Genomic DNA, 16,698 nt, shown 5'->3' with positions numbered 1-16,698 from the left:
ATTTGCGTATTTTTTGATATTGAATGATTTTTAATCTCGAAGGTTGGCAGACTCGCAACTAATAACCGATTATGAAGACATTTTTCACAATGTGTTACACAAAATAGCGTTATTTTGTAGAAAGTTATTAATTGAAAATGTTAGTTTAGCTTAACTATATTGCTTTGAATTGGCGCACGCTATTTTGCGCAATACTTTTTAATGGAAAACAAAAATGAAAAAGATTATTGGTTTTAGTGCTATCGCACTTGCAGTTTTAAGTGGTTGTTCAAATACAGCTTCGGTTTCTGTGGCGCCTCCGGCCTCTTTATTATCAGACACGTTAGTTGTAAGCCCTAACGATAACCGCGAATATAAAACACTTAAATTAGCAAACGACATTGAAGTTATTTTAGTGTCTGATCCGAGCGCGGAAAAATCGGCAGCGGCACTAAGTGTAGGTGTAGGTTTACTACACGACCCGATGTCGCAACAGGGTATGGCGCATTATTTAGAACACATGCTGTTTTTAGGCACTGATCGTTACCCAGATACAAAAGGGTATTCTGATTTTATGACCAAAAATGGTGGCGCGCACAATGCATATACTTGGCTCGATATTACTAATTACATGTTTAAAATTAATAACGACGCGTTTGATGAAGGGCTAGACCGTTTTGCCGACTTTTTTAAAGCACCTAAATTATACCCTGAATACACAGACAAAGAAAAAAATGCAGTAAACGCAGAGTGGTCAATGCGTCGCGAAATGGACTTTTTTGGTCAATTTAAACTAGCGCGTAAAATGATGGGCGATCACCCAGCTAATCGCTTTTTAATTGGTAATCTAGAAACACTTGGTGATAAAGAAAACAGTTCGCTTCATAAAGAAACGGTTGATTTTTATAATAAATATTATTCTTCAAATGTCATGAAAGTAGCGCTTATTTCTAATTTATCTATTGCTGAAATGGAGCAAAAAGCACAAAAATACTTTGCTGATATAAAAAATAAAAACATCGAAAAACCAACAGTAACTGCAAAACTTGATTTTGATAACGCTGGCGGAAAACGCGTGTTTTATGCACCAAATGAAGATGTAAAACAGCTACAACTTGATTTCACCATTGCTAATAATAATAGCGAATTTGCCCTTAAACCAAACCGATTTGTAGCGTATTTACTAAGTAATGAAATGCCGGGCAGCCCAGCGCAATTGCTTCGTGACAAAGGGTGGGTATCTCAGTTGTCAGCTTCAGCTGCACCAAATCAATATGGTAACTACGGGTCATTAAACGTAAACGCAGAGCTTACAGATGAAGGCATGAAAAATCGTGACGAAATAGTTGCGACTATTATGCAGTACATCGATTTAATTAAAAAAGAGGGCGTTGATAGCAAGTACTTCAACGAAATTCGTACATCACTAAATAACCAATTTAAGTTTTTAGAAAAAGGTGATGAATTTAATTATGTAAGCTCACTTACACAAAGCATGCAAGATTACCCGTTAAATCACGCCATTAATGCACCTTATTATTATGCAAAGTTTGATGCTAATGCGGTAAATAAAGTACTTGAGCAGTTAAATGCCGATACTCTTCGTATTTGGTATGTATCGCAGCAAGAAGAGACAGACTCACAACTACACTTTTACGACGGTAAATACCGCATCAGTGACATTAGCGAACAAGAGATTGCAAGCTGGAAAAAACCAAGCGAATTTAAGTTAGCACTACCGACGGTAAACAATTTATTGCCTGAAAATTTTGCAATAAAAACTCAAGCATTTAAAGAGCAAAAACACCCAGAACTTGCTTACGATAAAAATGGTGTAAAAGTATGGCGCCAAGCAAGTCAAAAATTTGCAGAGCAGCCAAAAGGGCTTGTCGAAGTTTATATAAATACTCAACCAGGTTTGAACGATATTAAAGCAGAAGTACTTTATTCTGTTTGGGCTGATTTATACAATATTCAACAAAGTCAGTTAAGTACCGAAGCAGCAATCGCTGGTATGAGTGTAAGCCTTGCGCCGAGTAATGGCCTTGTTTTATCTATGAGTGGTTTTACAGATAAACAAGATGTATTGCTTAAACAAGCTTTAACCGGATTAAAAGCCGATGAAACAGCACAAGCATTTAGCCAAGCAGTTGATCGCTTTAAACGTAATTTACTAAACCAACAAAAACAGTTTCCGTATGCACAAGCATTTGGCGAGTATTCAAAACTAACGCGTACAGGTGGTTTTGATACAGACGCGCTTATTAAAGCCGCTGACTCAGTGAGTGTTGCCGACTTAGCACAATTAAAAACAGCTACGTTTGCACAAAACGATTTACGCGTATTTAGTTACGGTAACTACAATCAGCAAGATATAGACGCGATTGCAGACGAATTAAGTGCAACGCTACCAAGCAACCATAAACGCAGTGAATTTGCGCGCAGCAAAGCGTGGTTGCCTCAACTGGGCGAAACGCTGGTACTGCAAAAAGATATAGATGTAGCTGATGTAGCGGTGGTTGATATGACCGTTCACCCTGTTGCGGGTTACAAACAAAAAGCAGAAGCGGCTGTATTACAAAGCCACTTTAGAACAGTTGCGTTTGATAAAATGCGTACTGAGGAGCAACTTGCATACGCAGTAGGTGCATTAGCTCGCCCAATCGAGGATTACTCAGCAATTGGTTTGTATATTCAAACACCGGTTAAAGGTCCTAAAGAAATACAAGCTCGTTTTGATAAGTTTAAAAAAGAATACGCAGTTGAACTTGATAACATGAGCGAAGAGACTTTTGAGCAGCTTAAAAATTCAACCCTAGTATCGCTTAAAGAGCAGCCTAAAAACTTAAGTGACGAAATGAGCCCACTTATAAACGATTGGTACCGTGAAAATTTTACCTTTGATTCTAAGCAAAAGCTGATTGATGAAGTTGAAAAAGTAACGCTTGCAGATATAAAAGACTACTACAAGCAAACAATGCTTAATCCTAATGCGGCACGTTTAAATGTGCAATTACGCGGGACTAAGTTTATAGAAAGTGACTTTGCCGATTTACCAAATCAAACTAAAATCACAACGCTTGATGCCTATTACAATGGTATTAAACTACAAAAATAAGCTTTATTTATACAGCTAAAAATAAACCCCAATGTATTGCTACATTGGGGTTTTTATTTAAGCAAATTTAAGCCATTATTAAAAAGCCTATAACAGCTAATGCCGCAGCAATTAGCGTGTAAGGCAATTGTGTAACGGCATGGCTCATTAAATTACAACCAGAGCCTTGCGCTGCGAGTACGGTTGAATCTGAGTAAAAACACGCTTGGCTACCAAAAGAAGAAGCCGATAATAGCGCACCAATGACCAGTGGTATGTTTGCATCAACCGCATTTGCCAGTGGCATAACAATCGGAATTGATACAGCAAAAATACCCCAGCTAGACCCTGTTGCAAACGCTAAAATAGCCATTGAAATAAATACCACGGCTGGTAAATATGCAGCAGTCATATAAGGGCTTAAGCTGCCAATAACAAACTGAGGTAAACCAATTAAGTCGCATACATCTTTGAATATAAACGCCGCTATAACAGTACCAATAGCGGGGATCATACTTTTAAAGCCATCAAGCATGCGCTCAATCATTTCACTTACGCTCATTAATTTTTGTAGCGCATAAAACGGGAGAGTGACCGCCATTGTTGCTAGTAAGCCTTTGTATACGTCTATTTCAAAGTAAACAGTAAATGCAACCAGTAAAATAATCGGCACCAAAAAGTTACGTAATTTACCTTTAGGATCAGCATCTTCAAAGTTTTCTTCAGCTGCTTTTACTGCATATTCATCCGCTGTTTGAACATTATTGTATTGAGCAGGGTCGACTTGAGCTTGCTCAATTTGTGCCATTTGTTCTGCTTTTTTCATTGGACCAATCGCAGGAATAATACCCAGCACAACAAGTAAAACAACAAGCACTGCAAACCACGCATAAAACATATACGGTATGGCTTGGATATAAACTGCAATCCCTTTGCCTTCTTCAGCAATACCGTTATCTACGAGTAAGCCACCAAAAAAAACCGCCCAGGTAGATAAAGGGACAAGTACACAAATTGGTGCCGCAGTTGAGTCAACAACGTAAGCAAGCATCTCACGGCTAACTTTAAATTTATCGGTAATGCGTTTCATGGTTTCACCCACAGTAAGCGCATTTAAGTAGTCATCAATAAAAATAACCACACCTAAACAAAAGGTCATGAACAACGATGAACGCTTACCTTTGGTGTACTTAAGAGCTAGCTTGCCAAAAGCTGATGCGCCACCTGTGCGTACTAACAGTGCGATTAAAGCGCCAAAACCACCACATACAAGTATTAGCCAGCCGATGGTTTCGTCTGTCATTACTTTTAGCGATGTACTCGCAAAGTTAGTAAGTACCTGTGCAGGATCGGCTATAACTAAACCAACTAAAGCACCAATAAGTAAAGATAAAATAGGGCGGCGTAATACAACAGCCAATACAACCACCACTAACGGTGGTAGTAAACTCAACGCAGAAGGTTCAAGCATTTAAGTATTCACAAAATTAAAAGCATGTATAAAAATTACAATAGTATTAATTTTTAAACTGCTTATACAAAAACAAAGAAGATGATAAGTTTGTTGTAAAATCACCTTCCAAGTCACTGCTTTTGTACGCGAGGGAGGGACACATAAACAGTTATGTTAAATAGCGGCTTAAGTGAAACGCGTTGGCTTTGGCGCCAGACGGTGCAAGGAGTGCAAACCGCTATTGTTGTGCCTGTAAAAACATCGGCGCAAAAATAATCCGCTTTTTAATTTCAGTCAACAAAAAGTTACATGCAAAACAAAGTTTTTTAGAGGAGCTTACATTGAACGCTGTATTTAAAACAAATCGACTGTTGTTGCGCCATGCAAATGAGTTTGATGCAGCTGTTTTACTTAAGCTAGTTAATCAGGCGAGTTTCATAGAGCATATTGGTGATAAAGCAATCTATACCCTTGATGATGCCAAGTCGTATATTATAGGGCCTGTTTATCTTTCGAGGTTAAATTTGCAGCAGTATGTTTGGTATTTAGGCAAGGCAGAGCCTATGTAGTGTGGTTATTCCCCATAAATAGGCGATAACACAGCATAAATGCCAAACATGCGCTGCCCGAAGGGTTCTACCTAGGGGCAATTAACTCTTTGTTGCTCGGTTTTTACTTAGCCCACTAGGTTACAAACCTCACGCCGCGATTAAATCGCCCCTAGATTGAACAAATTTTAATCCTGAAAGGTCAACAGGCCCTAGTCATTTATTGCTTCTCATAAATACCAAGGCTTTGGGCCTTACGTTATTACTTTGCATAATGCTGAAGTGGTTGGCGTTGTTGGGTTTTATAAGCGAGCAGCGTTACAACAACCTGATTTAGGTTTTGCTCTTGTAAGTGGTTTTGAAAAAAAAGGCTATGTTTTTGAAGCGGCCAGCGCACTTTTGCGCCATAAGCATGAATTTGGAATTACAAAACTGTGTGCAATAACATCACCAGATAATAGGGCATCGCAGAATGTGTTGTTAAATTGGGCTTTAAAATAGAGGGCAAGGCGGTTATCAATAATGATAAAACCGCCGTAATTATATTTTCACTTAATGATTAAAGTCTTGCTTGTTCTATTTGTTTTGCAACATTTAGGTTTATATTTAGCCATATTGCTTCAAGTGTCGAAACCAGGCCGTCGTATCCATCATCATCAATAGGGACCAATTGCGAAAAGTTATGAATACTTATAAGGCGTCGGCCTGTTTCTGGGTGTGTGTAATATAAACGCCAAAGCCCAGAGATATCAGCATTACCTTTCATATCGCCATTAAAGTGGTGAATTTCGTATTCCAGTTCATAAAACGTTTGTTGATCGAGTTCAGTAATGACCGGTAAGCCCTTTATTACCATCCAATTTGGCATAGCATTAAAAAGAGCTTGCTGGGCTGTTGTAGTAAGCATTACATCCGGCGATTCGCCCCACAAGTTGTAATTAGCAGCATGAATTTGGTTGCTATCTATTTTCATAGCAATACCTAAATTATTTAGAGCACCTCTAAGTACAACTGTTTGTATTCTTAATTGTGCGTCTGTGTCTGTCACATTTCGAGACGATGCACCAATAGGCTGCTCAAACTGGTAATACTGTGTCGCAGTTTGTATTGATGAACTACAACCTGCCAATAGTAATAATAAACTTGCAGTTAAAAATAACGATTTCATTATTGCTTCCTTGGTTTTGGATCTGCTGGTAATGATTTATCAAAAATTAGCATATTAGGTTGTTCGTTTAATCCGCGAGTTAGAGGCTGTAGGCCCTCACTTAAACGTTTAAACTCTTTTAATGTTTGCTGTATTTGATGATGAAGTTCAGAACCTGCTTGGTAACTGGCCATGGTTTTATCAAATTGGCGCATAGTTACTTCAAACTGCTCCATACTTTTTGTCATCTTTTCGAAGTTACGATTAAAGTCGCCTGGTAAGTTTTGTGTATCTTTTTGGCTTAGCAGCTCTCGCATTTCATTAGCAAGCGCTCGGTAATCGGTAAATGTGGCTTGCATTTGTTCTAAGCTATCTTCAACTTTTAAGTTATTTACTTTATTAAGTACGTCAGAGACTTGGTCTGCTAATACGGTTATGCCGCTAGAAATACTCGGAAAAACATCATACTGCACAAGTTTACCTAGGTGCGCTTGCGGTGCATCTGGGTATATATCAAAATCAACGTACACTGCACCCGTTAATAAATTACCAGGCTTTAACGAGGCGCGCATACCACTTTCAATCCAGCCTTTTAAACTACCTTGCCAATACTCTTTAGCTGAGGCACTGTCGTGATACAAGCGTCCGTATTCTACTTTTATAAGTACTGGAACCGCCGTATTATGGTTTCTAAAGTGGGCAGGTTTACCGTCAATAATTACATTGGCAGGGGTTTCAACAACAGTACCTACACGCATACCTCTATATTCGACAGGAGCACCTGTGCGTAGTCCTCGAACTGATTGTTCAAATTCAATGAGGTAGTAATCAAAATCGTAAAAGCGCTCTTCTAGCGCTTCTTTATAGCTTTGACTTAATGAAAAGCTATGCCCATCTTGTGCTATTTCACCCGGGGCCTGTTGTTCAGGTAAGCCAACCGAAATACCGCCTTTTAAAAGTTTACTTAAAGAGCCCGTATTAATATTGATGCCATCGGCAGATAGGTCAATTTCAATCCCTGCGTTCACCCAAAAAATAGAGTTCATGGTGATGAGATTTTGATAAGGTTCTTTAATAAATACGCCGTACTTCATTGCTTGGTTTTCCCAATCAAAAGTGGCTGTTTCAATTTGCCCTATTTTATAATTTTTGAAAAATATACCGGTACTCACATCAAGCACTTCAGCGTTGTAACTCATTAATTTGAAACGGCCACCTTTCACATCTTTACCAATGAGGGCGGGTTCGTCTTGTAATTTAAAACGCTCTTTTAGCTCTTTACTTTCACCGGGTGAAAACTCTAAATATACACCAGACAATAGCGTACTCATTCCGCTAATACCCGTTTCATCAATGCGTGGCTTTACGACCCAAATTTTGGCATCGTCAGTTAATAGGTTATTGTAGTTTTTGTCTATTTGCGCACGGGCAATAACGCTGTCTTGGGTGTCTGATAGTCGAACATGATCAATTTGACCTATTTTTACACTGCGCACTTTTATTTCAGTTTTACCTGCAATAATGCCCTCGGCTTGTGGCATTTCGATAAAAATTGTAGGGCCTTTATTAGCTTGGTATTGGTATAACATCCACATGCCCACTAACAGCGCAATTGCCGGAATGATCCAGATAGCGGAAATTTTCGGTTCTTTTGTTATTTCGGCAGTTTCGGTCATGCTTTGTTCTCTGATTTTTTGTTTTTAGGGGAATCCCACAACAAGCGTGGGTCAAAGGCATGGGCAGCCATCATTTGGCATATTACCATAACTGTAAAAAATACAATGCCTAATCCTGGTGTTACTGACATTAAATTACCCAGTTGAACTAAGGCAACTAAAATAGCAACCACGAATACATCTATCATCGACCATTTTCCAATAAACTCAGTCAGTTGATAAATTCGGGTGTAACTTTTTGTATGTCTATTGGCAGGTCTCGTTACCATAAAGCATAAAAAGCTCAATACAAAAGCTTTAGCAAGTGGCACCACAACGCTGGCTAAAAATATAATAGCGGCAATAGGGTAGGAGCCACTTTTCCAAAGTGTAATTACGCCACCAATTAAAGTTGAAGGGGATTCATCCCCAAGACTAGTGGTATGCATAATAGGCAAAACATTAGCTGGAATATAACAAACAACAGAGGTAATTAGCCAAGCTGCTGCTTTTTGTACGCTGTAAGGGTTTCTGACATGTGTTTTAGTATGGCAACGCTGGCATACATTACCTGTACAAAGTTGATGGCACACATGGCAAGCTTTAATATTTTCATCTATTGCACGTTTAGCATGCTCTGCGCCTTCGAGTACTTTTACAGGCTTTATTTGAGCCCATAAGCGTGGGCGATTTAAGTGAACAAGCGCGGCTATGTATAAAATAACAAACCCCACATAAGCCCAAAAACTCGTGCCAAAGCTAATATCAGCCAGCGACATGATTTTAACCATACTAACAAGTACGCCAATTAAAAATATTTCCGACATAATCCAGGGCTCTAACGCAAGGGTGAACTTTAGTAGTCGCCTTGCTATGCCCTCTGGTAATGTTTTTAAAAGCCCAAGATGCAAAGGAATTAAAATAAGAAGCAAACCCATAGGCAGAGCAATAATGCTCAAATCAATAAATAAGCCAAGCAGTTCACTATCGTAATTAAATAAAATTCGAGCCGCGTCGGGCAGAGTAATAGTTTGAGTAATACCACTACTGCTAAAAGAAATAAAAGGGTAAAACATACTGCTCAGCAGCATTAATAGTGCGCTAAAGCTTAGTGCAACTATACGACTATCGTGATTAACATCGGCTTCGCAAAGTTTATGGTGGCAATGTGGGCATATCGCCATTTGTTTTGCGATTATGCGAGGTATATCTATGATCAGATCGCAGCAGGGGCATACAGTTTGCAATTTAATACCAAGCAAGAAGAATATTTCTTCAATTTTGCTATATTTAATACATTAATACAACGCGTTCTGCTATCAAGCTGTTCGTTATATAAAGGAAGCGTGTGAAATATTATTTTTACTACATATTAATGTGGCTCTTTATTTGCTCGAAAAATGCTGTGGCTATTAATAAAGAGCGAGAGGTAATGATCGCTGCGAGCGCATCAATTCCACCCTATGTTTTTGTAAAAACAGACTCGGGTATACACCTAAATTTAATAAAAGCCGCGTTAAAGGCCAATGGATTTGCCAATATTAATGTGCAATATATGTCGAATAAACGCGCTGAGCATCAATTACATAATAAAGGAGTAGATATACTTTTAAATTATGCTGGAGGAATTAGTGCGGGTATTTATCCAAGTAAAACGGTACTTAGTTATGAAAATGTGGCCATTACACTCAAGCGAAATAAATATAACATTGATAAAATAGAAGGCATGTTTAATAAAAACGTTCTTGCTTTTCAAAATGCAACGGCATATCTGCCTCCTATATTCAAAAGGAATGTTAAACACTTTAGCTCATATCAAGAGGTTATTAATCAAAAAGCGCAGGTAGATAAGCTGTTAAAAGGTTGGGTTGATGTAATTGTGTTAGATAAGCGTATTTTTTACTATTACTACAATCAACATAAATCCCCCGAAGCTGTGCAAATTTACACTTTATTTCCAAAAGCAGATCGACCTGCTTATTTTAACAACTTCTCTTTAGCTACTGAGTTTGATATTGGTTTGGCGCTCATCAAGCAAAATGGTACTTATAAAAGGATTGTTGATGAAGGCCAAACCCATTCATCAATCAAATAAAGCCACTGTTTGACGTGTAAGCGCTATTAGCTCACCCGACTGCGACCATATACAGCCATCCTCTAAACCGTAACCATCTTTTGAATGATGAGTGATTGCTTCAAAGCCAAGCCATTCTCCAGGTGTTAAGTTTGGCTCTTGCACAAATTCTAAATACCACGACATGCTACTTGCTGGAGCGGGTTGTTTAAACATTTGTAAAAGTGTTGGCGGCCATGCATCAGTAAGTGCAATCACATGGGCTTCAGTTATTTGTTCGGGGGTGTGCTTAAAGCGCATCCAACCACCTAAATGAGACGTTTCTGCACTACTAAATGGCATACCCCCTTGCTGTGGGCATAAATCAACATGTTGGAAAAATTCAGGCATCTGACCTTTTATAAAAGGTAACGTGTGGCGCTCATCTACTGGCTTTAAACCCAAAGACTTCGAAACAGGCACATTAATACCCGACTCTCTACTTTTAGCAAAACACGCTTGTACAATTACGCACACTTGTTCATTTTGAATCGCTTTGGCAAGTACCTGTGTACTGCTTTTACCTTGGCGCAGTATTTCAACAGACAATGAAAAAGAGGTATCGGCAAGTAATGGCCCTACAAAATTAGTACTGAGTGAAAGTAAGCGACGATCATCCGTTACCTTGCCTCTGATTGCTTGATATAACAGCGCAGCCGAAAGCCCACCAAAAGCAGTTCTGCCCTGACACCAGTTTTCTGGGAATTGCATTGTGCTAGTTGATTGTTCGGTATTGTCTGAATTTCCAATTTTTGAAGCTTGCTGAAGTAATTGTTCAAAATGCATAGAAGATATCCTTTTATAGTGCGATTTAATAAATTTATAACACAATCAAACTAGTCAGACCAGTAATTAAAAGCGACTCCAGCGGTGTAAAAATCATCATTCCTTACAATTATTAGGGTTATTTTGTAAATAAATCACAAAAAATGAATTTTTTTTCATTTTTACAGTTGAAATAAGTTTGGAGCAACCCTATTTACTAGTCATCGAACGTTTAACGAATATTGAAGTTGGAGAGATTTCATGGGTAAAATTATTGGAATAGATTTAGGTACTACAAACTCTTGTGTTGCAGTACTTGATGGTGGCAAAGCACGTGTTATTGAAAACGCGGAAGGCGATCGCACAACCCCGTCTATTATTGCTTATACGCAAGACGGCGAAACATTAGTAGGTCAATCTGCTAAGCGTCAAGCGGTTACTAACCCGACAAACACATTATTTGCAATTAAGCGTTTAATTGGTCGTCGTTTTGAAGACGAAGAAGTACAACGCGATATCGGCATCATGCCGTTTAAAATTGTTAAAGCTGATAACGGCGATGCATGGGTAGAAGCGGGCGGCGAAAAACGCGCTGCACCACAAATTTCTGCTGAAGTACTGAAAAAAATGAAGAAAACAGCTGAAGACTTCTTAGGTGAAGAAGTAACTGAAGCCGTAATCACAGTACCTGCATACTTTAATGATTCACAACGTCAAGCTACGAAAGATGCTGGTCGTATTGCGGGTCTTGAAGTTAAACGTATTATCAATGAGCCAACGGCTGCGGCACTTGCTTACGGTATGGATAAAAACCGTGGCGAAAACGTAGTTGCAGTATATGACTTAGGTGGCGGTACTTTCGATTTATCAATCATTGAAATTGATGAAGTTGAAGGCGAGCACACTTTTGAAGTACTTGCTACAAACGGCGACACTCACTTAGGTGGTGAAGATTTCGATAACCGCGTAATCAACTACTTAGTAGCTGAATTCAAGAAAGATCAAGGCTTAGACCTTAAAAATGATCCGCTTGCAATGCAACGTGTTAAAGAAGCTGCTGAAAAAGCAAAAATTGAACTTTCATCTGCACAGTCTACAGAAGTAAACCTTCCGTATGTAACTGCTGATGCATCTGGTCCTAAGCACATGAACGTGAAACTAACACGTGCTAAGCTTGAGTCACTAGTTGAAGATTTAGTAACTAAAACAATTGAGCCACTTAAACGTGCACTTGCTGATGCTGATTTATCAGTAAGCGACATCAACGACATTATTCTTGTTGGTGGTCAAACACGTATGCCTTTAGTACAAAAAATCGTTGCAGAGTTCTTCGGTAAAGAACCTCGTAAAGATGTTAACCCTGATGAAGCAGTAGCCGTAGGCGCAGCGATTCAAGGTGGTGTACTTGCTGGTGACGTTAAAGATGTACTATTACTAGACGTTTCTCCATTATCTCTAGGTATTGAGACAATGGGTTCAGTAATGACTGCACTGATTGAGAAAAACACAACGATTCCTACTAAGAAATCGCAAACGTTCTCAACAGCTGAAGATAATCAATCTGCTGTAACAATCCATGTACTTCAAGGTGAGCGTAAACGTTCAAGCGACAATAAATCTCTAGGTCAATTTAACCTAGAAGGTATTCGTCCAGCACAACGTGGTACACCGCAAATCGAAGTAACATTTGATGTTGATGCCGATGGTATCTTACATGTATCTGCTAAAGATAAAGATACAGGTAAAGAGCAAAAAATTACGATTCAAGCATCTTCAGGCTTAAGCGATGACGAAATTGAAGCGATGGTTCGTGATGCAGAAGCACATGCTGAAGACGATAAAAAGTTTGAAGAGCTTGTAGCTGCTCGTAACCAAGCTGACGCTTTAGTTCACGGTACACGTAAGCAAGTTGAAGAAGCTGGCGATGCATTACCAAACGAAGACAAAGAAGCAATTGAAGCTGCTGTTGTAGATTTAGAAGCTGCAATTAAGAGCGACAATAAAGAAGAGATTGAAGCTAAAACTCAAGCTCTTGCTGAAAAGTCTCAAAAACTAATGGAAATTGCTCAAGCGAAAGCACAGCAAGGTTCAGCAGACGCTGGCGAACAACAGTCAACTAAGCAAGACGACGACGTTGTTGATGCAGAGTTCGAAGAAGTGAAAGACGACAAGTAATTGTTGCTACCGCTTCTCGCTAGCCAAAAACACTTAACTCAGTTAGGTGTTTAGGCTAGGATGAACAATTGAGGCGCGCGAGCAATAGCTTGTCGCGCCTTTTGCATGTATTCAAGGTTTAAAAATTCAATGATAAATCGATGCGATTTATCGATTTATCCTGCAGCTTACGCTGTAAACAGAAAAGAGTAGTGTGATAGATATGTCAAAACGCGATTATTACGAAGTCCTCGGCGTAAGCAAAGATGCGAGTGAGCGAGACATAAAAAAAGCGTATAAACGCTTAGCGATGAAATATCATCCAGATCGTACCGCAGGCGATAAAGATCTCGAAATAAAATTTAAAGAAGTTAAAGAAGCGTACGAAATACTAACCGATGATCAAAAACGTCAAATGTATGACCAACATGGTCACGCAGCCTTTGAACAAGGTGGTGGCGGTGGTCACGGTGGTTTTGGTGGCGGACATGGCGACTTTGGTGATGTATTTGGCGATGTATTTGGCGATATTTTTGGTGGCGGCGGTGGTCGACGTCAATCTCGTCAACAACGTGGATCTGATTTACGTTACAACATGGACTTAAGCTTAGAAGAAGCTGTTCGTGGTAAAGAAGTTGAAATTAAAGTACCTACATGGGTTGGTTGTGAGCCATGTGATGGCAGTGGTGCTAAAGCGGGTTCTAAACCTAAAACATGTACTACATGTCATGGTGCTGGCCAGGTGCAAATGCGCCAAGGTTTCTTTGCTGTTCAGCAAACGTGTCCAACGTGTCAGGGACAAGGTCAAATTATTTCAGATCCTTGTAACAGCTGTCATGGACAAGGCCGCGTAGAAAAAACTAAAACGCTTTCAGTTAAAATTCCAGCTGGCGTTGATACAGGCGACCGTATTCGCTTAACGGGTGAAGGCGAAGCCGGAATGCATGGCGCGCCATCGGGCGACTTGTATGTGCAAGTATCGGTTCGTGAACATGAAATATTTGTACGTGAAGCGAATAATTTATATTGTGAAGTACCAATTAGCTTTACTACAGCAGGCCTAGGTGGCGAAATTCAGGTGCCAACACTTGATGGTCGTGCAAAACTTAAAATACCGTCTGAAACTCAAACGGGCAAAATGTTCCGTATGCGTGGCAAAGGTGTTAAGTCTGTACGCAGTGGTGCCCAAGGCGATCTAATTTGTAAAGTGGTAATCGAAACGCCAGTTAATCTTAACGAGCGTCAACGTGAACTACTTCAAGAGTTAGATGAAAGCATGGGCACAGATAGCTCTAAAAACCGTCCTAAAGAGCAAGGCTTTTTTGACGGTGTTAAAAAGTTTTTTGATGATTTAACTAAATAAATTTAAATTATTATGAACAAAAAAACGACGCTTTTAGCGTCGTTTTTTTTGCTTTAAACTTAATTTTTGTTACTGTGAATAAAAAAGATGAAACAGCATGACACCAGCAATAGATCTGCTTAAAAAGCAAAAAAAAACCTTTGAAGTACTCAGTTATGAGCACGATAAGAATAATAGTCATTACGGGCTTGAAGCCGTTGAAAAGTTAAATTTAGACAGTGCACAAGTATTTAAAACCTTAGTACTTGAAACACATGAAGGGCATCTGATTGTTGCTGTAACGCCTGTATCTCAACAAGTTAATTTAAAACAGTTAGCTAAATTATGTGGGGCTAAAAAAGTAATTATGGCTGCCCCACAAAAAGTACAAGTTAGTACCGGTTATATTTTAGGAGGGGTGAGTCCGCTTGGACAAAAAAAACGTCTAGCTACGTTTATTCATAGCAGTGCTTCTCTCTTTGACACTATTTATGTGAGCGCCGGAAAAAGAGGCTTAGAAATAGCACTCTCGCCAACTGATTTAGCCTTATTGACCAATGCAAAATTTGGCGATTTATAAATTTTATTTTTATAATTACCTTCTATACCAAAAATTAATTTAAGTTAGGCCATTTGCTCAATCCCCTATTTATAACTACATTGGGAGTATCTTTATACCGTTAATATTTAATACCAAACGGTATTACACTTTTTGTATATGGCTGTTTGTATGAACCTTTTAGATGTTGATTATTTTGCGATACTAGTGGCTGCACTGTCTTCTTTTATGCTTGGTGGTATATGGTATTCAAAAGCTCTCTTTAAAAATGCATGGCTAGAAAGTATTGGCTTAACTGATCTGGATTTACAATCGGCTAACCCTAAGTTGATATTTGGTGGCAGTTTTTTTTTAGTTTTTATAGCGGCTTTAATGCTATCTCTTTTTTTAGGTAAGGATGCAAGCGTAGGTGAAAGTATAGGAACCGGCTTTGTGATCGGCTTTTTTTGGATCAGTAGTTCATTTGGATTGAGTTATATATTTGAGCAACGCCCTCTAAAGCTTTTTTTAATTAACGGGGGGTACCATATTTTACAGTTTTCGTTAATGGGGCTCATTTTAGGAATATGGCCGTAAGATTTAAATAATCAGCAAATCCAAATTTGATCCTTATCTACGAGTAGAGTAGTTTTATATAATCCCATTTATACAATTTGGTAAAGAAACTAATGAAAATATTAGTTGTTGATGATATGCCACTCATGCGACACGTATTAATTAATATGCTTAGAAAACTAGAGTATAGCAATATCGTTGAAGCAACTGATGGATTGCAAGCTTTGGTATTTCTGCGCAACCAGCATTTCGATTTGGTTATTACTGACCTTCATATGCCAAAAATGGATGGCGTTAGTTTACTTACTAACATTCGAAAAGATAAAGAACTCGCTGATATTCCCGTTTTAATGGTTACTTGTGAAGACAGTACAGATAAAGTTAAGCAAGTTATTGCAGCTAAGGTATCAGGGTTTATAGTCAAACCTTTTAATATGAATGTATTGTCATCTCAGTTAAACCGCTTCTTTTTTAAAGATTAGAATGTGTTTATTTTATAAGGGCTATATTTTAATGGGCCTTTATAGATTAAGTCTGCCGTATCTAAATTCTAAGTCAGAGGTGGTAACCTTTACCCATCTAAACTGATATAATTGCTAATTACTCTTTATATAATACCGCAGGACGTAATGGCAAAACCCAACAAAAAAGGCCCTACTAAAACGGTTGATATTTTTTGCTCTGCTTGTAAAGCCTCTTTATTTAAATATCGAAAAGGGGGGAAAGGAGCATTAGTTAAGTGCTTTAAAGAGCGTATTAGCCAAGACTTTACAACAGAGGCTTGTATTTGCCCTAACTGTAGCCGGCCATTTGCCCGAGAAGCGATTATTCGCGGTGCGCCTGCCTATAAAATAATTGGCGGCAAAGTAACCTTTAAATAAGGTATATGAAGTAATACTAAACCGCAATAATACTTAATTAAGCGAATAAGTATAAAGCCTTGTGCATGCGGACATATGGCCTTGTTAGAATTTACCATATTGATAGAATCGCCCGGTTTGCTGTTTCAATGAATGAAAAAATACCCTCCCCATGGATCGGGCCAGTTTATTGGGTTATTTAAAAATGGATAAAGGATAGTTTCGTGATAGCACTCTTATTTGACATCATAGGCATGACAGGTACTTTTTTAGTAGTTGGTTCATTTTTTTTACTGCAGCTAGGTAAAACATCTCCAGCTAGCTTAACGTATAATATGATGAATTTAACAGGGGCAATTTTACTGTTAATTAGCCTTTGTTATAACTTTAATTTAGCGAGCTTTGTAATCGAGATATTTTGGATTGCAGCGTCGTTAATTGGCTTATATAAATATGTTAAAAATAGATCAA

Annotated in this window: 16 protein-coding genes; 11 read left to right on the top strand and 5 right to left on the bottom strand. The window is 38.7% G+C overall.

From position 1 onward, the window contains the following. Positions 1–214 precede the first annotated feature (214 nt). Positions 215–3,097 (top strand): insulinase family protein, encoded by a 2,883-nt coding sequence (locus tag CXF76_RS09945; protein ID WP_101163564.1) that lies wholly within the window; start codon positions 215–217, stop codon positions 3,095–3,097. A gap of 67 nt (positions 3,098–3,164) precedes the next feature. Here the strand turns inward: CXF76_RS09945 and CXF76_RS09940 are convergent, their stop codons facing one another. Next, the gene (locus CXF76_RS09940) at positions 3,165–4,547 is read right to left on the bottom strand and encodes a Na+/H+ antiporter NhaC family protein (RefSeq protein ID WP_101163563.1); all 1,383 of its coding nucleotides are present in this window, start codon (positions 4,545–4,547) and stop codon (positions 3,165–3,167) included. A gap of 323 nt (positions 4,548–4,870) precedes the next feature. Here CXF76_RS09940 and CXF76_RS09935 point away from each other — a divergent pair, with 323 nt between their 5' ends. Both CXF76_RS09935 and CXF76_RS09930 read left to right on the top strand, forming a co-directional pair. Then, complete coding sequence (locus CXF76_RS09935) at positions 4,871–5,098, top strand: hypothetical protein (RefSeq protein ID WP_442960169.1); 228 nt, start codon at positions 4,871–4,873, stop codon at positions 5,096–5,098. 246 nt (positions 5,099–5,344) lie between these two features. Then, complete coding sequence (locus CXF76_RS09930; RefSeq protein ID WP_232785115.1) at positions 5,345–5,578, top strand: GNAT family N-acetyltransferase; 234 nt, start codon at positions 5,345–5,347, stop codon at positions 5,576–5,578. A gap of 58 nt (positions 5,579–5,636) precedes the next feature. On the opposite strand, the gene CXF76_RS09925 is transcribed toward CXF76_RS09930, so the two are convergent. From CXF76_RS09925 to CXF76_RS09915, 3 genes are read right to left on the bottom strand one after another with little or no spacing between them, the layout of a single operon-like run. Then, a complete protein-coding gene (locus CXF76_RS09925; RefSeq protein WP_024591806.1) occupies positions 5,637–6,245 on the bottom strand; it encodes a PqiC family protein in 609 nt (202 codons plus the stop codon). Continuing rightward, positions 6,245–7,900: an intermembrane transport protein PqiB gene (gene pqiB / locus CXF76_RS09920; protein WP_007582433.1), complete on the bottom strand. Its 1,656-nt coding sequence runs from the start codon at positions 7,898–7,900 to the stop codon at positions 6,245–6,247. The genes CXF76_RS09925 and pqiB overlap by 1 nt, the downstream gene beginning before the upstream one ends. After that, complete coding sequence (locus CXF76_RS09915; RefSeq protein ID WP_024593151.1) at positions 7,897–9,063, bottom strand: paraquat-inducible protein A; 1,167 nt, start codon at positions 9,061–9,063, stop codon at positions 7,897–7,899. Before CXF76_RS09915 ends, pqiB begins: the two co-directional genes overlap by 4 nt. Before the next feature lie 248 nt (positions 9,064–9,311). On the opposite strand from CXF76_RS09915, the gene CXF76_RS09910 reads away from it, so the two are divergent. Beyond that, entirely contained in the window at positions 9,312–9,974 is a 663-nt protein-coding gene (locus CXF76_RS09910) for a substrate-binding periplasmic protein (RefSeq protein WP_225305806.1), read from the top strand. Here the strand turns inward: CXF76_RS09910 and CXF76_RS09905 are convergent. Beyond that, the gene (locus CXF76_RS09905) at positions 9,963–10,778 is read right to left on the bottom strand and encodes a thioesterase family protein (RefSeq protein ID WP_101163562.1); all 816 of its coding nucleotides are present in this window, start codon (positions 10,776–10,778) and stop codon (positions 9,963–9,965) included. The genes CXF76_RS09910 and CXF76_RS09905 overlap by 12 nt on opposite strands. Before the next feature lie 240 nt (positions 10,779–11,018). Between CXF76_RS09905 and dnaK the strand changes: the two genes are divergently transcribed. From dnaK to CXF76_RS09870, 7 genes are all read left to right on the top strand, one after another. Continuing rightward, entirely contained in the window at positions 11,019–12,932 is a 1,914-nt protein-coding gene (dnaK, locus tag CXF76_RS09900) for a molecular chaperone DnaK (RefSeq protein WP_024591803.1), read from the top strand. Between the two features lie 202 nt (positions 12,933–13,134). Next, the gene (dnaJ, locus tag CXF76_RS09895) at positions 13,135–14,274 is read left to right on the top strand and encodes a molecular chaperone DnaJ (RefSeq protein WP_010553942.1); all 1,140 of its coding nucleotides are present in this window, start codon (positions 13,135–13,137) and stop codon (positions 14,272–14,274) included. 97 nt (positions 14,275–14,371) lie between these two features. Next, positions 14,372–14,833: a Cys-tRNA(Pro) deacylase gene (gene ybaK / locus CXF76_RS09890; RefSeq protein ID WP_024591802.1), complete on the top strand. Its 462-nt coding sequence runs from the start codon at positions 14,372–14,374 to the stop codon at positions 14,831–14,833. Positions 14,834–14,983: 150 nt separating this feature from the next. Beyond that, on the top strand, positions 14,984–15,388 hold the full coding sequence (locus CXF76_RS09885; RefSeq protein ID WP_024591801.1) for a DUF1761 domain-containing protein: 405 nt from the start codon (positions 14,984–14,986) through the stop codon (positions 15,386–15,388). 92 nt (positions 15,389–15,480) lie between these two features. Beyond that, the gene (locus CXF76_RS09880; protein ID WP_010553939.1) at positions 15,481–15,849 is read left to right on the top strand and encodes a response regulator; all 369 of its coding nucleotides are present in this window, start codon (positions 15,481–15,483) and stop codon (positions 15,847–15,849) included. A 147-nt stretch (positions 15,850–15,996) separates the two neighbouring features. Then, positions 15,997–16,248 carry a hypothetical protein gene (locus tag CXF76_RS09875; RefSeq protein ID WP_007585454.1) on the top strand — a complete coding sequence of 84 codons (252 nt, stop codon included), beginning with the start codon at positions 15,997–15,999 and terminating at the stop codon, positions 16,246–16,248. A 203-nt stretch (positions 16,249–16,451) separates the two neighbouring features. Continuing rightward, positions 16,452–16,698: CBU_0592 family membrane protein (locus CXF76_RS09870; protein WP_101163561.1), on the top strand; the 247-nt coding region annotated here is incomplete at its 3' end.

It is taken from the genome of Pseudoalteromonas sp. 78C3 (genome assembly GCF_002836695.1).
In the GTDB taxonomy this organism is placed as follows: Bacteria; Pseudomonadota; Gammaproteobacteria; order Enterobacterales; family Alteromonadaceae; genus Pseudoalteromonas; species Pseudoalteromonas arctica.
The sequence above is the reverse complement of the archived record's forward strand: the minus strand, read 5'-3'. Positions and strand labels throughout refer to the sequence as shown.